The sequence below is a fragment of the Saccharopolyspora sp. NPDC003752 genome (assembly GCF_053605825.1).
This window is the reverse complement of record NZ_JBSGJZ010000002.1, coordinates 438,165-453,500: the sequence shown is the minus strand read 5'-3', so window position 1 is coordinate 453,500 and position 15,336 is coordinate 438,165. Positions and strand designations below refer to the sequence as shown.

The 15,336-nt window shown below is 71.4% G+C and carries 17 protein-coding genes; 10 read left to right on the top strand and 7 right to left on the bottom strand.

Going from position 1 to position 15,336, the window contains the following annotated elements; all coding sequences use genetic code 11:
* Nucleotides 1-9: 9 nt before the first annotated feature.
* From ACWEV3_RS05060 to ACWEV3_RS05050, 3 genes are all read right to left on the bottom strand, one after another.
* Nucleotides 10-186 carry a hypothetical protein gene (locus ACWEV3_RS05060; protein ID WP_452612631.1) on the bottom strand — a complete coding sequence of 59 codons (177 nt, stop codon included), beginning with the start codon at nt 184-186 and terminating at the stop codon, nt 10-12.
* A gap of 599 nt (nt 187-785) precedes the next feature.
* Nucleotides 786-971, bottom strand: coding sequence for a hypothetical protein (locus ACWEV3_RS05055; protein WP_132486206.1), 186 nt, complete (start codon nt 969-971; stop codon nt 786-788).
* A 104-nt stretch (nt 972-1,075) separates the two neighbouring features.
* Nucleotides 1,076-1,891: an IclR family transcriptional regulator gene (locus ACWEV3_RS05050; protein ID WP_452612630.1), complete on the bottom strand. Its 816-nt coding sequence runs from the start codon at nt 1,889-1,891 to the stop codon at nt 1,076-1,078.
* Nucleotides 1,892-1,991: 100 nt separating this feature from the next.
* Here ACWEV3_RS05050 and ACWEV3_RS05045 point away from each other — a divergent pair, with 100 nt between their 5' ends.
* From ACWEV3_RS05045 to ACWEV3_RS05030, 4 genes are all read left to right on the top strand, one after another.
* Nucleotides 1,992-2,771 carry an enoyl-CoA hydratase-related protein gene (locus tag ACWEV3_RS05045; RefSeq protein ID WP_452612629.1) on the top strand — a complete coding sequence of 260 codons (780 nt, stop codon included), beginning with the start codon at nt 1,992-1,994 and terminating at the stop codon, nt 2,769-2,771.
* Nucleotides 2,772-2,880: 109 nt separating this feature from the next.
* Nucleotides 2,881-3,012 carry a hypothetical protein gene (locus ACWEV3_RS05040; protein ID WP_268951841.1) on the top strand — a complete coding sequence of 44 codons (132 nt, stop codon included), beginning with the start codon at nt 2,881-2,883 and terminating at the stop codon, nt 3,010-3,012.
* Nucleotides 3,009-3,899: an Acg family FMN-binding oxidoreductase gene (locus ACWEV3_RS05035; protein ID WP_452612628.1), complete on the top strand. Its 891-nt coding sequence runs from the start codon at nt 3,009-3,011 to the stop codon at nt 3,897-3,899. Before ACWEV3_RS05040 ends, ACWEV3_RS05035 begins: the two co-directional genes overlap by 4 nt.
* Before the next feature lie 17 nt (nt 3,900-3,916).
* Nucleotides 3,917-5,047, top strand: coding sequence for a VIT1/CCC1 transporter family protein (locus ACWEV3_RS05030; RefSeq protein WP_452612627.1), 1,131 nt, complete (start codon nt 3,917-3,919; stop codon nt 5,045-5,047).
* Nucleotides 5,048-5,051: 4 nt separating this feature from the next.
* On the opposite strand, the gene ACWEV3_RS05025 is transcribed toward ACWEV3_RS05030, so the two are convergent.
* Complete coding sequence (locus tag ACWEV3_RS05025; RefSeq protein ID WP_358575936.1) at nt 5,052-6,038, bottom strand: aldo/keto reductase; 987 nt, start codon at nt 6,036-6,038, stop codon at nt 5,052-5,054.
* A gap of 97 nt (nt 6,039-6,135) precedes the next feature.
* Nucleotides 6,136-6,453, bottom strand: a complete 318-nt coding sequence (locus ACWEV3_RS05020) for a GNAT family N-acetyltransferase (RefSeq protein ID WP_452612626.1) — start codon at nt 6,451-6,453, stop codon at nt 6,136-6,138.
* Between the two features lie 73 nt (nt 6,454-6,526).
* Between ACWEV3_RS05020 and ACWEV3_RS05015 the strand changes: the two genes are divergently transcribed.
* On the top strand, nt 6,527-7,525 hold the full coding sequence (locus ACWEV3_RS05015) for a pirin family protein (protein ID WP_452612625.1): 999 nt from the start codon (nt 6,527-6,529) through the stop codon (nt 7,523-7,525).
* A gap of 213 nt (nt 7,526-7,738) precedes the next feature.
* Nucleotides 7,739-9,124 carry an amidase gene (locus ACWEV3_RS05010; protein ID WP_452612624.1) on the top strand — a complete coding sequence of 462 codons (1,386 nt, stop codon included), beginning with the start codon at nt 7,739-7,741 and terminating at the stop codon, nt 9,122-9,124.
* A gap of 10 nt (nt 9,125-9,134) precedes the next feature.
* Here the strand turns inward: ACWEV3_RS05010 and ACWEV3_RS05005 are convergent, their stop codons facing one another.
* Nucleotides 9,135-9,779: a TetR family transcriptional regulator gene (locus ACWEV3_RS05005; protein ID WP_452612623.1), complete on the bottom strand. Its 645-nt coding sequence runs from the start codon at nt 9,777-9,779 to the stop codon at nt 9,135-9,137.
* A gap of 104 nt (nt 9,780-9,883) precedes the next feature.
* On the opposite strand from ACWEV3_RS05005, the gene ACWEV3_RS05000 reads away from it, so the two are divergent.
* Nucleotides 9,884-10,897, top strand: a complete 1,014-nt coding sequence (locus ACWEV3_RS05000) for an NADP-dependent oxidoreductase (RefSeq protein WP_452612622.1) — start codon at nt 9,884-9,886, stop codon at nt 10,895-10,897.
* 335 nt (nt 10,898-11,232) lie between these two features.
* Here ACWEV3_RS05000 and ACWEV3_RS04995 read toward each other — a convergent pair whose 3' ends face one another.
* Nucleotides 11,233-11,742: a MarR family winged helix-turn-helix transcriptional regulator gene (locus ACWEV3_RS04995; protein ID WP_452612621.1), complete on the bottom strand. Its 510-nt coding sequence runs from the start codon at nt 11,740-11,742 to the stop codon at nt 11,233-11,235.
* Nucleotides 11,743-11,920: 178 nt separating this feature from the next.
* Between ACWEV3_RS04995 and ACWEV3_RS04990 the strand changes: the two genes are divergently transcribed.
* The 3 genes from ACWEV3_RS04990 (at nt 11,921) to ACWEV3_RS04980 (ending at nt 15,306) form a co-directional block, all read left to right on the top strand.
* Nucleotides 11,921-12,967 carry a leucyl aminopeptidase gene (locus ACWEV3_RS04990; RefSeq protein WP_452612620.1) on the top strand — a complete coding sequence of 349 codons (1,047 nt, stop codon included), beginning with the start codon at nt 11,921-11,923 and terminating at the stop codon, nt 12,965-12,967.
* A 14-nt stretch (nt 12,968-12,981) separates the two neighbouring features.
* Nucleotides 12,982-13,764 carry a maleate cis-trans isomerase family protein gene (locus ACWEV3_RS04985; RefSeq protein WP_452612662.1) on the top strand — a complete coding sequence of 261 codons (783 nt, stop codon included), beginning with the start codon at nt 12,982-12,984 and terminating at the stop codon, nt 13,762-13,764.
* Nucleotides 13,765-14,034: 270 nt separating this feature from the next.
* On the top strand, nt 14,035-15,306 hold the full coding sequence (locus ACWEV3_RS04980) for an FAD-dependent monooxygenase (protein ID WP_452612619.1): 1,272 nt from the start codon (nt 14,035-14,037) through the stop codon (nt 15,304-15,306).
* Nucleotides 15,307-15,336: the final 30 nt, after the last annotated feature.

The following is a 15,336-nucleotide window of genomic DNA, read 5'->3' as shown; positions in this document are numbered from 1 at the left end:
CAGGGGTCACTAGCAGCCCCAGCCGCCCCACCAGCCGCCCCAGCCGCCCCAGCCCCAGCCGGAGCCCCAGCCGCCCCAGCCCCAGCCGGAGCCCCAACCGCCCCAGCCCCAGCCGCGGCCCCAGCCGCCTCCCCAGCCCCAGTTGCTGCGGAACCGGTCGAACCTGAACGAATCCTTGATCTGCATTCCCATCACCATTTCCGGAATCGATGCACGTCGCGTGCCGGATCGTGCGATCCGGCGCGCGCTTGCACGCAGCGCTTGGGAATTCCAGTCATCCGCATGCCATCCGGGCAGCTCGATCTGGGCCCTGGATCGAACGTACGCCCGATGGGAGCTTTGTGGCATGCGGACCGGCCGGAAATCTTTTCCCCCGCGCCGGGCCACTTCGCCGGTGAGTCGGTCTTCCCCAGTAGCCGATGTCAATTGGCACTGACCTCGGCCGGCTCTTTCCTCGATGTGACCGGTTCCCACCCTAAGCGGTCGCCCCGGGGAGGACAAGCCGACTTTCGCATTGGCCGGACGGATTTTTTCGTCTTTGCGGCGCTGCTTCCGCGGCGCCCGCAGGGATCCGGGTATTTGGTCCCTAGCTTTTTCCAAAGCCTGTTTCCGGTGTTGGGCAAGTGGGTATTGGGCGCGATCCTTTTATATTCCTGTCCGCTTCTTCAGGTGTCGGAAATGAATCATGGCGACGTTTTCACCCAACACGGATGACGGCAGGTTGATAAATATCTGACAATGCAGTTGGTGAATGAATTGTCGGCCGCCGCGCGGGGCCCGGCCGGTCAGCTGCCGGCGAAGAGGTGCTGGAGGAAGGTGGTCAGCGAGTTGACCATGGCGCTGATCGCCGAGACCAGCATGTCGAACCCGGACCGGACCACGTCCGCCGCCCCGATCGGGTCGCGCACCAGCAGCGAGCCGCAGACGACGACCAGGAGCACCACGATCACGATCACGGCCTTGCGATTCATGAGATCAGCCTCCTGTCCGGCCCCCGGCGCCGACGAGACCCTACCGGGCCCCCGCGCGCGGCCTCTCACCCGCGTGGGGGAAGCCGATCACATCCGACCGCCGATCACAACCGGCCGCGCCGATGCCGCCGGGGGATCGGCCTGGTCAGGCGGAGGCTGACGCGGGAGCTGACCTCGCGCAGCAACTCCACCCACTCGGTGGGGTCGTGCCGGTACTGCTCGGACAGCCAGCCGACGCTCACGCTCCCGTAGGGCTCATCGCGCAGGAAGACCGGCACCGCGAGGGTCGCCACGCCGAGGTCGTACTCGCCGACGGTGTAGGCCCAGCCATTCGCCCGGACCTCGGCGAACTGCGCCTCCAGTTCGGCCAGGTCGGTCACCGTGCGGTCGGTGAAGCGGGCGAGCGGCCGGTCGGTGAAGATCCGGGACCGCTGCTCGTCGGGCAGGAACGCGTAGAAGGACTTGCTCGTGGCGCCGGCGTGCGCCGGGTAGAGCTCGTTGGTCAGCGGGTAGTCCCGCAGCCTGCCGTCGGCGCCCTCCGCGACCACGACGCAGCGCATGTGCGCGCTGTCCGGCAGCGCCAGCAGGGCGCTGTGCCCGGTCGCCTCGGCGAGCTCGGCGAGCAGCGGCCGCACCAGGATGTCCAGGGCGCCGGCCTGGTCCCACATCCGGCCGAGGTGCAGCGCGGCCGGGCCGATCCGGTACCGGCGATTCGCGGTGTCCTGCACCAGGAAACCGCGGTGCGCGAGGGTCGCCAGCAGCCGCTGCGCGATCGAGGTGTGCAGGCCGAACTCGGTGGCGACCTCGGTGACACCCCATTCCGGCCTCGCCCGGTCGAAGGCCAGCAGCACCTGCAGGGCGCGGTCGGCGGTCTGCGGCAACCCCGGCGGCGTGCGCCGGTCCGTCTCGAAACCCGACATGGACCCATTCTGCGGCTGCCCCGCCAGGTGGGTGCCGCGGCGGTGTTCGCTGTGCGAGGCTCGGGAGAACGACGACGGAGTCGAGTTCCCTGGAGCATCGATGAGCAACCCGGAGTACCAGCACCTGCTGACCGAACAGGACGGTGCGACCGTCCGGATCACCATGAACCGCCCCGAGACCCGCAATTCGCTGTCGGCGGGGCACCTCGCCGAGCTGCGCCGGGCCTTCGAAGCGGCCGCCGAGACGAAGGCGACCGGGATCGTGCTGGCGGGCGCGGGCCCGGTGTTCAGCTCCGGGCACGACTTCGGCGACATGGCCGACCGGGACCTGGCCGGGATGCGCGAGCTGCTGCGCCTGTGCGAGTCGCTGATGCGCACCATCCACGCGGTCCCGCAGGTGGTGATCGCGCGGGTGCACGGCCCGGCGGTCGCGGCCGGCTGCCAATTGGTCGCGACCTGCGACTTGGCGGTGGCCGCCGAGTCGGCCGGGTTCGCGCTGCCCGGCGGCAAGGGCGGCTGGTTCTGCCACACCCCGGCGGTGCCGGTGGCCCGATCCATCGGCCGGAAGCGGCTGATGGAGATGGCGTTGACCGGCGACCTGGTCGACGCCGTGACCGCCGAGCGGTGGGGCCTGGTGAACCAGGTGGTGCCCGAAGCGGAGCTGGACGCGGCCGTCGAGGCGCTGCTGGCCCGGGCCACCCGCGGCAGCAGGCACGCCAAGGCGGTCGGCAAGCAGACCATCTACGCGCAGCTGGACCGGCCGGAGGCCGACGCGTACGCGATCGCCACCGAGGTGATGGCGGCGACGTCGCAGACCGCGGACGCGCGCGAGCGGATGCGGGCGTTCCTGGAGAAGCGCCCCCCGGCCTTCGGCGACTGAGGGGCTGTTCTGGCATGTGAAGCGGCGCCAGCCGCTTAGCCTCGACCGCCGTGACTTTCTGCTCTGGACCGATAAGCCCGGTCGTGCGAACGATGGTGGCCCGTCCGGAGTGCGTGAGGTCGTGGTGGTGGTGTTCGGTTCGATCATCGGGAAACGTCCGCGAGGAGCGCGCCGCAGGTTCGGCGACGGGTGGTTGCCGCGCCTGCCGCGCCGCGTCCGGCGGCTGCTGGCGCTGGGATGACACGCGTCTCGGCACCGTCGTACGACACCGTGTGCTCGGCGCTGTCCTTGGCGTGTCGGGCGCCTTCCGCGCACAACTGCCAACCGTGGCGGTGGCTGCTCGCCGAGCGATCGGTGCAGTTGTTCCTGGACCTGTCCCGGTTGCCCGAGGTGCTCGACCCGACGGGGCGCGCGCAGGTGATCAGCTGCGGTGCCGTGCTGCACCACGCGCGGGTCGCGTTCGCCGCGCTCGGCTGGCGGGCGCTGGTGCACCGGCTGCCGAACCCGGCCCAGCCGGGACACCTGGCGTCGATCCAGTTCAGCCCGCGCGATCGAGTGGCCCCGGAGCTGGTCGCGCTCGCCGGCGTGGCGGGGCAGCGGCGCACCGAGCGGCGGTCGTTCCGGTCGGAGCTCGTCGCCCCCGAGCTGCTGGCGGAGCTGCGCGCCGCCGCCGAGACGGAGCACGGCGTCCTGGTGCGGGCCGCCGAGCACCGTTCGGTCGTGCTGGAGTCGTTGCGGCAGGCCGGGCAGTTCCGGGAATCCGCCGCGTACCAGAGCGCGATCGCGGAGCTCGATGATCCCGAGCCGGTGCTCCCGGTGCTCGGCGATGAGGCCGTGTTCGCGGTGCTGGCCACCCGCGGCGACGGCGTCGACAGCTGGCTGGCGGTGGGGGAGGCGCTGAGCGCGGTCCTGCTGGCCGCGGCGCGCGACGGCTTGGTCGGCTGCCCGCTGAACCACCTCGGCGAGGTCGACGAGGAGCGCGATCGGGTCCGGGAGGCGGTCCTCGGCGGGGCCGGCCACCCCCAGCTGGTGCTGCGGCTGGGCTGGCCGGCGTCCGAGGCGCCACCACCGCCGACGCCGCGCCGGGTGCTGGCGGATTCGATGGAGTTGCTGCCCATCCGGCGCTGAAAATCCACAGTGGACCTATGCTTCGAGTGGAAGACGGCGATCTCTGCTGGGAGGCTTGGCGCGTGCAGGACAGCGGATCTCGAGCGGGCAAGGCCGATGCGCGGTCGGTGCGCCGGTGGCGGCGACGGCTCGCCGACGAGCGCGAGGAGGCCGAGGTCTACCGGGAACTGGCCGCCCGGCGCTCCGGTGAGGAGCGGGAGATCCTGCTGGGCCTCGCCGAGGCCGAGGCACGGCACGCCGCCCATTGGGAGGCGCTGCTCGGCGACGAGGTCGGGCCGGTGCGGCGCGGCCAGTTCCGGATGCGGCTGCTGGTGTTCCTGGCCCGGCGGTTCGGGTCGGTGTTCGTGCTCGCCCTGGCGCAGCGCGCGGAAAGCCGCTCGCCGTACGGCTCCGACCGCGACGCGCCGCCGGCGATGGCCGCCGACGAGCGGATCCACGAAGAAGTGGTGCGGGCGTTGGCCGCGCGCGGGCGCGCCCGCGTGTCGGGCACCTTCCGGGCGGCGGTGTTCGGCGCCAACGACGGCCTGGTCAGCAACCTGGCGCTGGTGCTGGGCGTCATCGGCGGGAACGTGCCGACCTCGACGGTGCTGCTCACCGGCCTGGCGGGGCTGCTGGCCGGCGCGCTGTCGATGGGGGCCGGCGAGTACATCTCGGTGCGCTCCCAGCGGGAGTTGCTGGCAGCGGCGGCACCGAATCCCGATGCCCGCGCCGTGGTGCCCTACCTCGACGTCGACGCGAACGAGCTGGCCCTGGTCTACCGGGCCCGGGGGATGTCCGCCGAGGAGGCCCAGCGCCGCGCGGACGCGCTGCTGCGCAATCCCAAACCGGCGGTGCCGCCGGCCGACAAGTCCACCGACGACCACGAGGTCGTCGGAACCGGCGCGAAGGCGGCGATCTCCAGCTTCGTCTTCTTCGCCTCCGGCGCGCTGGTCCCGGTGCTGCCGTTCGCGTTCGGCCTCTCCGGCGGCCTCGCCGTCCTGGTCGCCGCCGTGCTGGTGGGGCTCGCGCTGATGCTCACCGGCGCGACCGTCGGCGTGCTCTCCGGTGCGGCACCGCTGCCCCGCGCCCTGCGGCAGCTCGCCATCGGAGCGGGGGCAGCGGCGGTGACCTACCTGCTCGGGTTGGTCTTCGGCGCGACCGTCGGGTGAGCGGTCACCGGTCCAGCCGGGCCATCCCGGCGGGCGTGTAGCGCTCGCCGGCGGCGGCGCCGGGCGGGAACTTCGCGGACAGCTCCGCCACGACTGCCGGGTCCAGCCGCGTCGTGGCGGCGTGGATGTTGGCCTCCACCCGCTCGATCCGGCGGCTGCCCGGGATCGGCACCACGTCCTCGCCCTGGGCGAGCAGCCAGGCCAGCGCGAGCTGCGCCGGGGTGATCCCCAGGTCCGCGGCGCGCTCGCGCAGCGGCCGGGTCAGCTCGATGTTGTGGCGGAGGCTCTCCTCCTCGAAGCGCGGGTACCGCTTCTTGCGGACTTCGAAGTTCTCGACGTCCGAGATGTCGCTGAACGCGCCGGTCAGCACGCCGCGGCCCAGCGGCGAGTACGCGACGAGCGCGACGCCGAGGTCGCGCAGCGCGGGCAGCAGTTCGGCCTCCGGATCGCGGGTGAACAGCGAGTACTCCTGCTGCACCGCCGTGATCGGGTGCACCGCGTGGGCGCGGCGCAGCGTGCCGGCGCTGATCTCGGAGAGGCCGAGGTACCGCACCTTGCCCGCCTGCACCAGCTCGGCCAGCGCCCCGACGGTGTCTTCGATCGGCGTGGTCGGGTCGAGCCGGTGCAGGTAGTAGAGGTCGATGCGGTCCGTGCCCAGGCGGGTGAGGCTCGCCTCGACCGCCTGGCGGACGTACTCGGGGCGGCCGCCGCCGGTCTCCTTGTTCGAGCCGAACTTGGTGGCCAGCACGACCTCGTCGCGGCGCTTCGCCAGCAGGCCGCTGATCAGCTCCTCGTTGTGCCCTTCGCCGTAGACGTCGGCGGTGTCCAGGAAGTTGATGCCGAGGTCGACCAGCTGGTCGAGCAGCCGGGCCGACTCGGCGTCGTCGGCGGCGCCGTAGACCCCGGACAGGCCCATCGCGCCATAGCCGATGGCGCTCACCAGCGGGCCGCTGCGGCCCAGTTCGCGGCGGGGCAGGGACGGTTGCGACACGTGCGCTCCGATCGGTGTTGTCTCGATTTCCGGTCCACCACCAGCCTAGGCCCGCCGCGCCGCCCCGCTCACCATCCGGACTGACCACAAAGGACTGTCAAAGTCCGAATTCGGCGCGCTTGTCGGCGGGGACGAGGTCCTGGTAGTCCGGGTGCGTGCTGATCCAGCGGCGGACGAACGGGCAGTACGGCAGCACCGCGAGGCCCCGCTCCCGGACCTCCTCCAGCGCGGTGCGGACGAGGGCGCTGCCCAGGCCGCGGCCTTCGAACCGGGAGTCGATCTCGGTGTGCACGAACGCGATGGACTTGGGGCGCAGCCGGTATTCGGCGAAACCGGCCAGCTCGCCGTCGGCGCGGATCTCGAACCGCTTGGCGTCGGGGTTGTCCACGACCTCGGGCTTGGTCGGACTGGTCACGTTCTGCCTCCAGAGCGATTGGCATCGGTCCCGTCGATTGTGCACGCAGCCCGGGATGGGGGAGGCTGGCCGGGTGAGCAACGTGGAACACGATCCGGCCGAACTGCGCTGCGGTGGCGTGGCGACCGCCGCCGGGCGGGAATGCGAACTTCTCGAACCGCGCACCGTACCGCTGGGCGGCCCGCGGGCGATGATGGTGGGCCGGACCCTGCCGAATCGCGACCGGCGCATGGTGGGTGCCTGGTGCTTCGCCGACTTCTACGGTCCGGCCGACATCGCCGGGGCGCCGGGCATGCAGGTGCCGCCGCACCCGCACACCGGCCTGCAGACGGTGAGCTGGCTGCTCGACGGCGAGGTGCTGCACCGCGACAGCCTGGGCAGCGAGCAGCTGGTGCGGCCGGGCGAGCTCAACCTGATGACGGCCGGTTTCGGCATCTCGCACTCCGAGGAGTCGCCGGTCGGCCACGGCCCGGTCCTGCACGGCGTGCAGCTGTGGGTGGCGCTGCCCGGTGACCGGCGCGACGTCGCCCCGCACTTCGAGAACCACGCCGACCTGCCGGTGCTGTCCACGGCGGACGGTGCCGTGACGGTGCTGATGGGCGCGCTCGCCGGCGCCGAGTCGACCGCGCGGACCTACACGCCGCTGGTCGGCGCGGACCTGTCGATCGCGGCGGGCCGCACGCTGCGGCTACCGGTGGAGCCGGAGTTCGAGCACGCGGTGCTGGCGGTCTCCGACGGCGTCTCCGTCGACGACCGGCCGCTGGCCCGCGGCAACATGCTCTACCTCGGGCGCGGTCGGGACGAGCTCTCGGTGCGGGGCGACGGCCCGGCGCGGGCGATGCTGCTCGGCGGCGTCCCGTTCGAGGAGGAGATCGTCATGTGGTGGAACTTCGTCGGGCGTTCGCACGACGAGGTCGCCCAGGCCAGGGCGGAGTGGGAGCACGGCCGCGCCGCCGCCGACCCGGACGGCCGGTTCGGGGTCGTGCACGGCTACGGCGGCCCGGCGCTGCCCGCACCGGAACTGCCGAACGTCGAGTTGCGGGCCCGGGGCCGAACGCGCCGCCCGAGCTGAGCCGCGGAGTTCACCGCCGGTCCGGCCGGGCATCCACTTCGGCCGGACTGACGCGCGGAATCCACAGTGGACCGGACGCGGTCCGCGGCGGCCGGCGCGAGTCAACTGACGTTGTGCACGGTTCACGCCCCCGGTGTGGACACGTTGCCAACTTTCCTCGCGCTGCGCGCTGGCCGAGACTCGGGGCTTCGGACGCGAACGAGGAGACGTGGCATGACAGAACTGGCCGACCTCCCGGCCGTGGATCTGGTGGCGGCGTACCGGGCGGGCGATGCCTCGCCGGTCGAAGCCATCGACGCGGTGCTGGCACGCGTCGATTCCCGCGAGCCCAAGCTGTGCGCCCTCTACGCGCCGGATCCCGAAGGCGCCCGGGCCGCGGCCCGGGCGTCGGAACGGCGCTGGCACGCCGGCGAACCGGCCGGGCCGCTGGACGGGGTGCCGGTGACGGTCAAGGAGAACATCGCCACGAAGGGGACGCCGGTGCCGCAGGGCACCGCGGCCACCGAGCTGATCCCGGCCGCGGGCGACGCGCCCGCGCCCGCACGGCTGCGCGAGGGCGGTGCGGTGATCTTCGCCAAGACCACCATGCCCGACTACGGCATGCTCTCCTCGGGCGCGTCGAGCTTCCACCACCTGTCCCGCAACCCGTGGGATCTGACGCGAACGCCCGGCGGTTCCAGCGCCGGGGCGGGCGCGGCGGCCGCCGCGGGCTACGGGCCGCTGCACGTGGGCACCGACATCGGCGGCTCGGTGCGGCTGCCCGCCGGCTGGTGCGGGGTGGTCGGGCTCAAGCCCAGCTTCGGCCGCATCCCGGTCTCGCCGCCGTATCCCGGCCGGGTCATCGGCCCGCTGACCCGCACGGTCGCGGACGCCGCGCTGCTGACGTCGGTGCTGTCGGCCCCGGACGAGCGCGACCACACGGCGCTTCCCCCGGCCGACGTCGACTGGACGCGGCTGGACCGCGACGTGCGCGGCCTGCGCATCGCCCTGCTGCTCGACCACCGGGTGGGGCTGCCGGTCGAGCCCGCGGTCACCGCCGCCGTGACCGCCGCGGCGCAGCTGTTCGCCTCCGCAGGGGCGGCGGTGGAACCCATCGACCCGTTCCTGTCCCGCGAGATGCTCGACGGAATGGACCTGTTCTGGCGCTTCCGGTCGTTCACCGACATCTCGGCGCTGCCCGCCGAGCGCCGCGCCAAGATCCTGCCCGGCATCGCGCAGTGGGCGACCAGCGCCGAGGACGTCTCGGCGGCCGAGGTGTTCCACGGCTTCAGCCAGATGGACGCGATCTCGGTGGCGGCCAACCGGGTGGCCCGGGACTTCGACTACGTGCTGTCCCCGGTGGCGCCGATCGCGGCCTTCCCGGCGGAGCAGGCCTACCCGACGGGCGATCCGATGCGGGCGATGGAGCACATCGCGTTCACGCTGCCCTACAACATGTCCGGCCAGCCGGCGGTGTCGGTCAACTGCGGCTGGACCCCGGAGGGCCTGCCGATCGGCCTGCAGATCGCGGGCAAGCGCTTCGACGACCTGGGCACCCTCGCCCTGGCCAGGGCGTACGAGCAGCTCCGCCCCGCGCAGCGCCCCTGGCCGAGGCTCTGAGCCGGCGCGTTCACCAGGTGTGCGGGTCGTCGCCCCAGCGCTGCGGGATCCCGGCGGTGGCCAGGTCGATGGCTTCCTCGACGAGCTCGACCAGCCGCTCCAGGTCGCGGCGCGGGTCGGCGCACATCGTCTCCAGGCCGATGCGCAGGCCCGCGCAGACCATCCCGACGAGCACCCGGGGCCGCATGTCGTGGGCCTGGTCGACGCCCTGCCGCGCGGCGATCTCGGTGGTCAGCCGCTCTTCGCTGCCCGCCGCGCGGCGCAGGTTGCCGGCCAGCAGCGCCGGTGTCTTGTTGATCAGGTGCTGGACCTGGAGGAACCGGCGGACGCCGTCACCCGCAGCGGCCTCGTGGATCATCGCCAGCACCGCGTGCCGCAGGGCGAGCAGCGGCGGTTCGGCGGCGGGCCGGGTGGCGAGGGCTTCGAGCACCAGCTCGTCGAACTCGTCGCCCTTGGCCAGCGCGACGTCCTCCTTGCCCGCGAAGTAGCGGAAGAACGTGCGCGACGAGATCTCCACCTCGGCGGCGATCTCGTCGATGGTCGTCGCGTCGTAGCCCTTCGTGAGGAACAGGTCCAGGCCCGCGTCGATCAGCGCGGCCCGCGTGCGCTGCTTCTTGCGGGCGCGCAGGCCACCCTGGTCGGTCGGGGCACTCATGTCCGTCATTATGCCAGAGGACGACATAAGTCACGTAGCGACAATTGGCAGCGACTGACACTTTATGTATGGTCGGTGTCGACCGCACCGATGGAGGAGCAACGATGAGCAAGGGCCTGGAGATCCGCCTCGCGTCCCGCCCGAAGGGCTGGCCGACGCAGGAGAACTTCGACGTCGTCGAGGTCGAGCAGCCGCAGCCGGGCGAGGGCGAGCTGCTGGTCCGCAACGTCTGGATGAGCGTCGACCCGGCCATGCGGGGGCGGATGAACGAGGGCAGGTCGTACGTGCCGCCCTTCGAGGTGGGCAAGGCGATGCAGGGCGGCGCGGTCGGCGCGGTCGTCGCCGCCAACGCCGAGGGCTTCCAGCCCGGCGACTTCGTGCTGCACTACTTCGGCTGGCGGGATTACGCGACGTTCGACGCCAAGCACGCCGTGAAGGTCGACCCGCAGGTCGCGCCGTTGAGCGCCTACCTGTACGTGCTCGGCATGCCCGGCATGACCGCCTACGTCGGGCTCGCCGACATCGCCGCGCAGAAGGAAGGCGACGTGGTGTTCATCTCCGGCGCGGCCGGGGCGGTGGGCTCGCTGGCCGGGCAGATCGCCAAGCTGCGCGGCGCGTCCCGGGTGATCGGCAGCGCCGGGTCGGCCGAGAAGGTCCGCTACCTCGTCGACGAACTCGGCTTCGACGCCGCGTTCAACTACCACGACGGCCCGGTCGTCGAGCAGCTCAAGGCCGCCGCGCCCGACGGCATCGACGTCTACTTCGACAACGTCGGCGGCGAGCACCTGGAGGCCGCCATCGAGGTGCTCAACGACTTCGGCCGAGTGGCGGAGTGCGGCATGATCTCGCAGTACAACAACGCGGAGCCGAAGCCCGGCCCGAACAACCTGTTCAAGATCGTCTCCAAGCGCCTGAAGCTGCAGGGCTTCATCGTCATCGACCACGCGCACCGCAAGGACCAGTTCTTCGCCGAGGTCGGCGGCTGGCTGCGCGAGGGCAAGATCAGCTACCGGGAGACTGTCGTCGAGGGCCTGCGCAACGCGCCGGAGGCGTTCCTCGGCATGATGCGCGGCGAGAACACCGGCAAGATGCTGGTCAAGATCGCAAACGCCGGCTAGGTTCCCGCAGCTCTCTCCGACGACGACCGGCGGCCCGACGAGTCTCGGCCCCGGTCCAGACGATGTTCGCGGCCCCGCTCCGTGCATGCCATCCGAGGATGCGACTGCGCGGGGTGGGGCCGTTGGCTGAGCAGGTCGTGAGCCGCCAGGCGGTGGAGTGGCCGGCCGCACTGCGCGCGTGTCCGCTGTCCTTCTATCCGTGCTGAATCTCCCTCTCGGGAGGCTGCACACCGAAACCGCCTGTCGCATGGGCGGAGCGCTTGCCCTGCGGTCGCGCGATCTCGCTGAGCACCAATGCTTGATCCAGTTGCGTGGGCGCGGGTATCGCGCCCGGCTCAGTCCAGTTTTTCGAATGCTGCGACGGCTTCCCAGCGGGCGCCGAGTGCGTTGAGCAGTGTTGCGATGTTGGCGTCGCTGGCGATGTCGCTGTCGGAGAGCAGTGCCTCGTCCAGTTGCCGGGCCCGGTGGTGCACCTGGGTGAGCACCGCCTCGCCTTCCTCGGTGAGGGACAGGAGTTTGCGCCGGGCGTCGCGCGGGGATTCGATGCGCTGGATGAGACCTCGTCGCTCGAGCCTGCGGCACAAGTCGGCCATCGTCGAGGTGTCCAGCGCGGCGGCGCCGGCCAGCGAGCTCTGGTCGTTGCCCGGATAGGCGCGGACGGCGGAGAGCACCGCGAACTGCGGACCGGTCAGCACCGAGTCGACGTGGCGGTTCCAAGCGGCGAGGTAGGCCTGGTACAGCCGGCGGGCGCCGTAGCCGGGGGCGGCCAGCAGGTCGGCGGGTGGTGCCGGAGCGACGGCGGACGTATCTGCAACACGTCGGTCCGTGCGCGCTGGCTCCCCCATTGCGTTCCTCCCATGCAGCTCGGCACCCGGGTTAGGTGCCGATTAATAATACGTGCCCGGATGGTTGCACTGGTACAGGACTGGCGGCTCGCAGGTTCGGGTGCACACGGGTTCCGCGAAAACAACTCTTGCGTGCTCGGATAATCCGTGCTCGGATTACATGCGGAGGTGGTCAACGGTGGACCAGAACCTGTTCAACGACATCTGCTTGCAGCAACTGCGCCTGTCCGGCGTGCACGAGGGTGAGACGGTCGTCGTGCTCACCCGCGGCGGGGAGCGCGCGGAGTACGCGGACGCGTTCCTGTGGGCCGCTCAGCAGTTGGGAGCTGCGGCGTTCCACATGCGGTTGCCCTCGCCGGCGAGCGCCTCGGGGGCGTGGGCCGTGGGCGACTCCGGCCTCGGGAACATCCCCAAGGCCGTGGATGCCCTCAAGGGCGTCGACATGGTCGTGGACTGCACCTTCTTGCTGTTCAGCAAGGAGCAGTTCGCCATCCAGGACGCCGGAGTCCGGATCCTGACCGCCGTCGAGCCGCCGGAGCTGCTCGCCCGGTTGATGCCGACCGAGGAACTGCGCGAGCGGGTGGAGATCGGCGCCGAGCTGCTGGCCAAGGCGAGCACGATGCGGATCACCAGCCCGGCCGGTACCGACGTCACCTACCAGCTCGGCATGTACCCGACGTTGTCGGAGTACGGCTACACCGACACCCCAGGTCGATGGGACCACTGGCCGGCCGCGTTCGTGTTCACCGGCGGAGCCGACGACGGTGTCGACGGGAAGATCGTGCTCTCGCCGGGGGACGTGCTCCTGCCGTTCAACACCTACGTGCAGACCCCGGTGGAGATCACCGTCGAGAAGGGTTTCATCCGGGACATCCGCGGCGGCGCCGGGTCGTCCGGGCTGGACGCGGACCTGCTGCGCTCGTACATCGAGAGCTTCGACGACCCGCGCGGCTACGGCATGAGCCACGTCGGCTGGGGTCTCGACGAGCGTGCCCACTGGCACGGCCTGACCCAGTTCCCCGGCGGGATGGGCATGGAGCTGCGCAGCTTCTACGGCAACGTGATGTTCTCCATCGGGCCGAACAACGAGCTGGGCGGCCCGAACGACACCGCCTGCCACTTCGACATCCCGATGCGCGGCAACTCGCTGTACCTCGACGACGAGCTGATCGTCGACGCGGGCGAGCTGACCGTTGCCGAGATGCGCCCGGTCGGTCGGCGATGAGCGCGGGCGCGGCGGTGCGCGAGCACCACATCGGAATGATCGTGCCCAGCTCGAACCTCACCATGGAGACCGAGCTGCCGCGGATGCTGCGAGCTCGGGAGGAGGTCGATCCGGGGGACCGGTTCATCTTCCACTCCGCGCGGGCGCGGATGCAGCACGTGACCCCGGAACAACTGCGGGCGATGAACGCGCAGGCCGAACGAGCGGCGGCGGAACTGGCCGACGCTCGCCCGGCGGTCGTGGCCACCGCGTGCCTGGTGGCGATCATGGCGCAGGGGCCGGGCTACCACTGCACCGCGGAGGACGACATCACCCGCGCGCTGCGCGCCGAGGGCTCCGATGCCCCGGTCGTTTCCAGTGCCGGTGCACTGCTGTCCGGCATCGGCGCGTTGGGTGCGCGCAAGGTCGCGATCCTGACGCCGTACATGAAGCCGCTGACCAAGGCGGTGGCGGACTACATCGAGGACGCCGGGATCGAGGTGGTGGACGCGCTCTCGCTGGAGGTGCCGGACAACCTCGCCGTGGCGCGGCTGGATCCGGCCGATCTGCGCGAGCACTACCGCAAGCTCGACCTGTCCAACGCTGACGCGCTGGTCCTGTCGGCCTGCGTGCAGATGCCGTCCCTGCCCTCGATCCAGCCGGTCGAGGACGAGGTGGGGATCCCGGTGCTCTCGGCCGCGACCGCCACCACCTTCCGGATCCTGTCCGAACTCGGACTCGAACCCCGAGTGCCCGGTGCGGGCAAGCTGCTCAGCGGCGCGATCGCCACCCCGGGCGTGCCGACGCACGCGGTCTGAGCCTCCGGCGCGCGACGCTCGTGGCCGGGACCGCCCTCTGGCGGGGCGTCCCGGCTCCTCGGGCTGCGCTGCGCGTATTCACCCGATGCGAGCTCGTGCTCGCTCGTCCGCATCCTGATCGCCTGCGCCCTCTTCGCGCTGATCAGAAGCGCATCAAGCGGTAATCACCTGCGAACAAAACCTTTTCAAACAAGACCTTGCATATCCGGATAGTACGTGTTCGGATCACCTGAATCCGACGCGGGTTCCGGCGAGGACGAGGAGGCCAGCGTGGCTGCGAGCCAGTCGTTCGAAGTCGTTGTTGTCGGTGCCGGCCTGGGAGGCCTGTGCGCCGCGCTGTCGCTGCGGCAGCGCGGCCTGCGGGTCACCGTGGTCGAGGCGGCGGCGCAGTTGGGGGAGATCGGCGCGGGAATCCAGACCGCGCCCAACGCCAGCCGGATCCTGATCGGGCTGGGGCTTCGCGCTCAGCTCGAGCGCGTGCGCACCGAACCCCAGGACCAGGTCCGCCGTCGCTGGGCCGACGGGAGCATCATCGCCCAGCTGCCGCTCGGGCAGCGGGTGATCGACCAGTACGGGGCGCCCTACTGGCACTACCACCGCGCCGACCTGCACAGCGTCCTGCTGGAGGCGTGCTTGGAGCCGACCGGGCCCGGCCCGGTGGTCGAGGTCGCCACCTCGGCGCAGGTGGTCGATCTCGATCGCACCGATCCGGCGCGCCCGGCGGTGCTGACCGCTGATGGACGCCGGTTCGCCGGGGATCTCGTGATCGGGGCGGACGGCATCCGGTCCGCGGTGCGGGACCTGGCGGGATTCGACGACACCCTGGAGTTCTCCGGGGAGATGGCCTACCGCGCGCTGATCCCCGGCGACCTGGTGGCCGCCGACCCGGCGACCCGGTTCCTCGTGGACCGCTTCCACTCCACGATCTGGTACGGCCCGGACAAGCACCTGGTGCACTACATGATCCGCGGCGGTCAGTACCTCAACATCGTCGCGATCGTCCCGTGCACCGAGGAGATCGCCCGGGACTGGAGCGGCCCGGCGACCGCGGCGCAGCTCGCCGCGGAGTACGAGGACTGGGACGACCGCGTTCCGGCCGTGCTGGCCAAGGCGAAGGACGAGGACGTGTCGGTGTGGGCGATGTATCGCCGGCGCCGCGACCCGGTCTGGGTCGACGGGCGGGTCGCCCTGCTCGGCGATGCCTGCCACGCGATGCTGCCCTACCAGGCGCAGGGCGCTTCCCAGGCGATGGAGGACGCCGCCGTGCTCGCGGAGGAGCTCGGCCGGGTGACTCGCGACGGGATCGAGGCGGCCCTGGTCCGCTACGTCGATCGACGGGCGAAGCACGCGGGCATGGTCCAGGATGCGTCCCTGCAGAACATGAGCTTCTACCACCTGCCCGATGGCCCGGAGCAGCGTGAACGCGACGACAAGCTGCGTCGCTTCGATGGTGAGTCCGACGTGTCCTACGACTGGCTGTGGAACGGCAGCCCGCTCACGGACCCGGACACCGAATCCATCCACTACCAGTTCGCACGCTGACGCGTGACGCCGCTACAGCGCAACGGAGTG

Bases quoted from the DNA above. Each gene is read 5' to 3' on its own strand.
- ACWEV3_RS05030 (WP_452612627.1), top strand. From the start codon at position 3,917: ATGCTTCGAGTGGAAGACGGCGATCTCTGCTGGGAGGCTTGGCGCGTG.
- ACWEV3_RS05050 (WP_452612630.1), bottom strand. From the start codon at position 1,891: ATGTCGGGTTTCGAGACGGACCGGCGCACGCCGCCGGGGTTGCCGCAG.
- ACWEV3_RS05055 (WP_132486206.1), bottom strand. From the start codon at position 971: ATGAATCGCAAGGCCGTGATCGTGATCGTGGTGCTCCTGGTCGTCGTC.
- ACWEV3_RS04995 (WP_452612621.1), bottom strand. From the start codon at position 11,742: ATGGGGGAGCCAGCGCGCACGGACCGACGTGTTGCAGATACGTCCGCC.
- ACWEV3_RS05000 (WP_452612622.1), top strand. From the start codon at position 9,884: ATGAGCAAGGGCCTGGAGATCCGCCTCGCGTCCCGCCCGAAGGGCTGG.
- ACWEV3_RS05010 (WP_452612624.1), top strand. From the start codon at position 7,739: ATGACAGAACTGGCCGACCTCCCGGCCGTGGATCTGGTGGCGGCGTAC.
- ACWEV3_RS05035 (WP_452612628.1), top strand. From the start codon at position 3,009: ATGACACGCGTCTCGGCACCGTCGTACGACACCGTGTGCTCGGCGCTG.
- ACWEV3_RS05060 (WP_452612631.1), bottom strand. From the start codon at position 186: ATGCAGATCAAGGATTCGTTCAGGTTCGACCGGTTCCGCAGCAACTGG.
- ACWEV3_RS05005 (WP_452612623.1), bottom strand. From the start codon at position 9,779: ATGAGTGCCCCGACCGACCAGGGTGGCCTGCGCGCCCGCAAGAAGCAG.
- ACWEV3_RS05045 (WP_452612629.1), top strand. From the start codon at position 1,992: ATGAGCAACCCGGAGTACCAGCACCTGCTGACCGAACAGGACGGTGCG.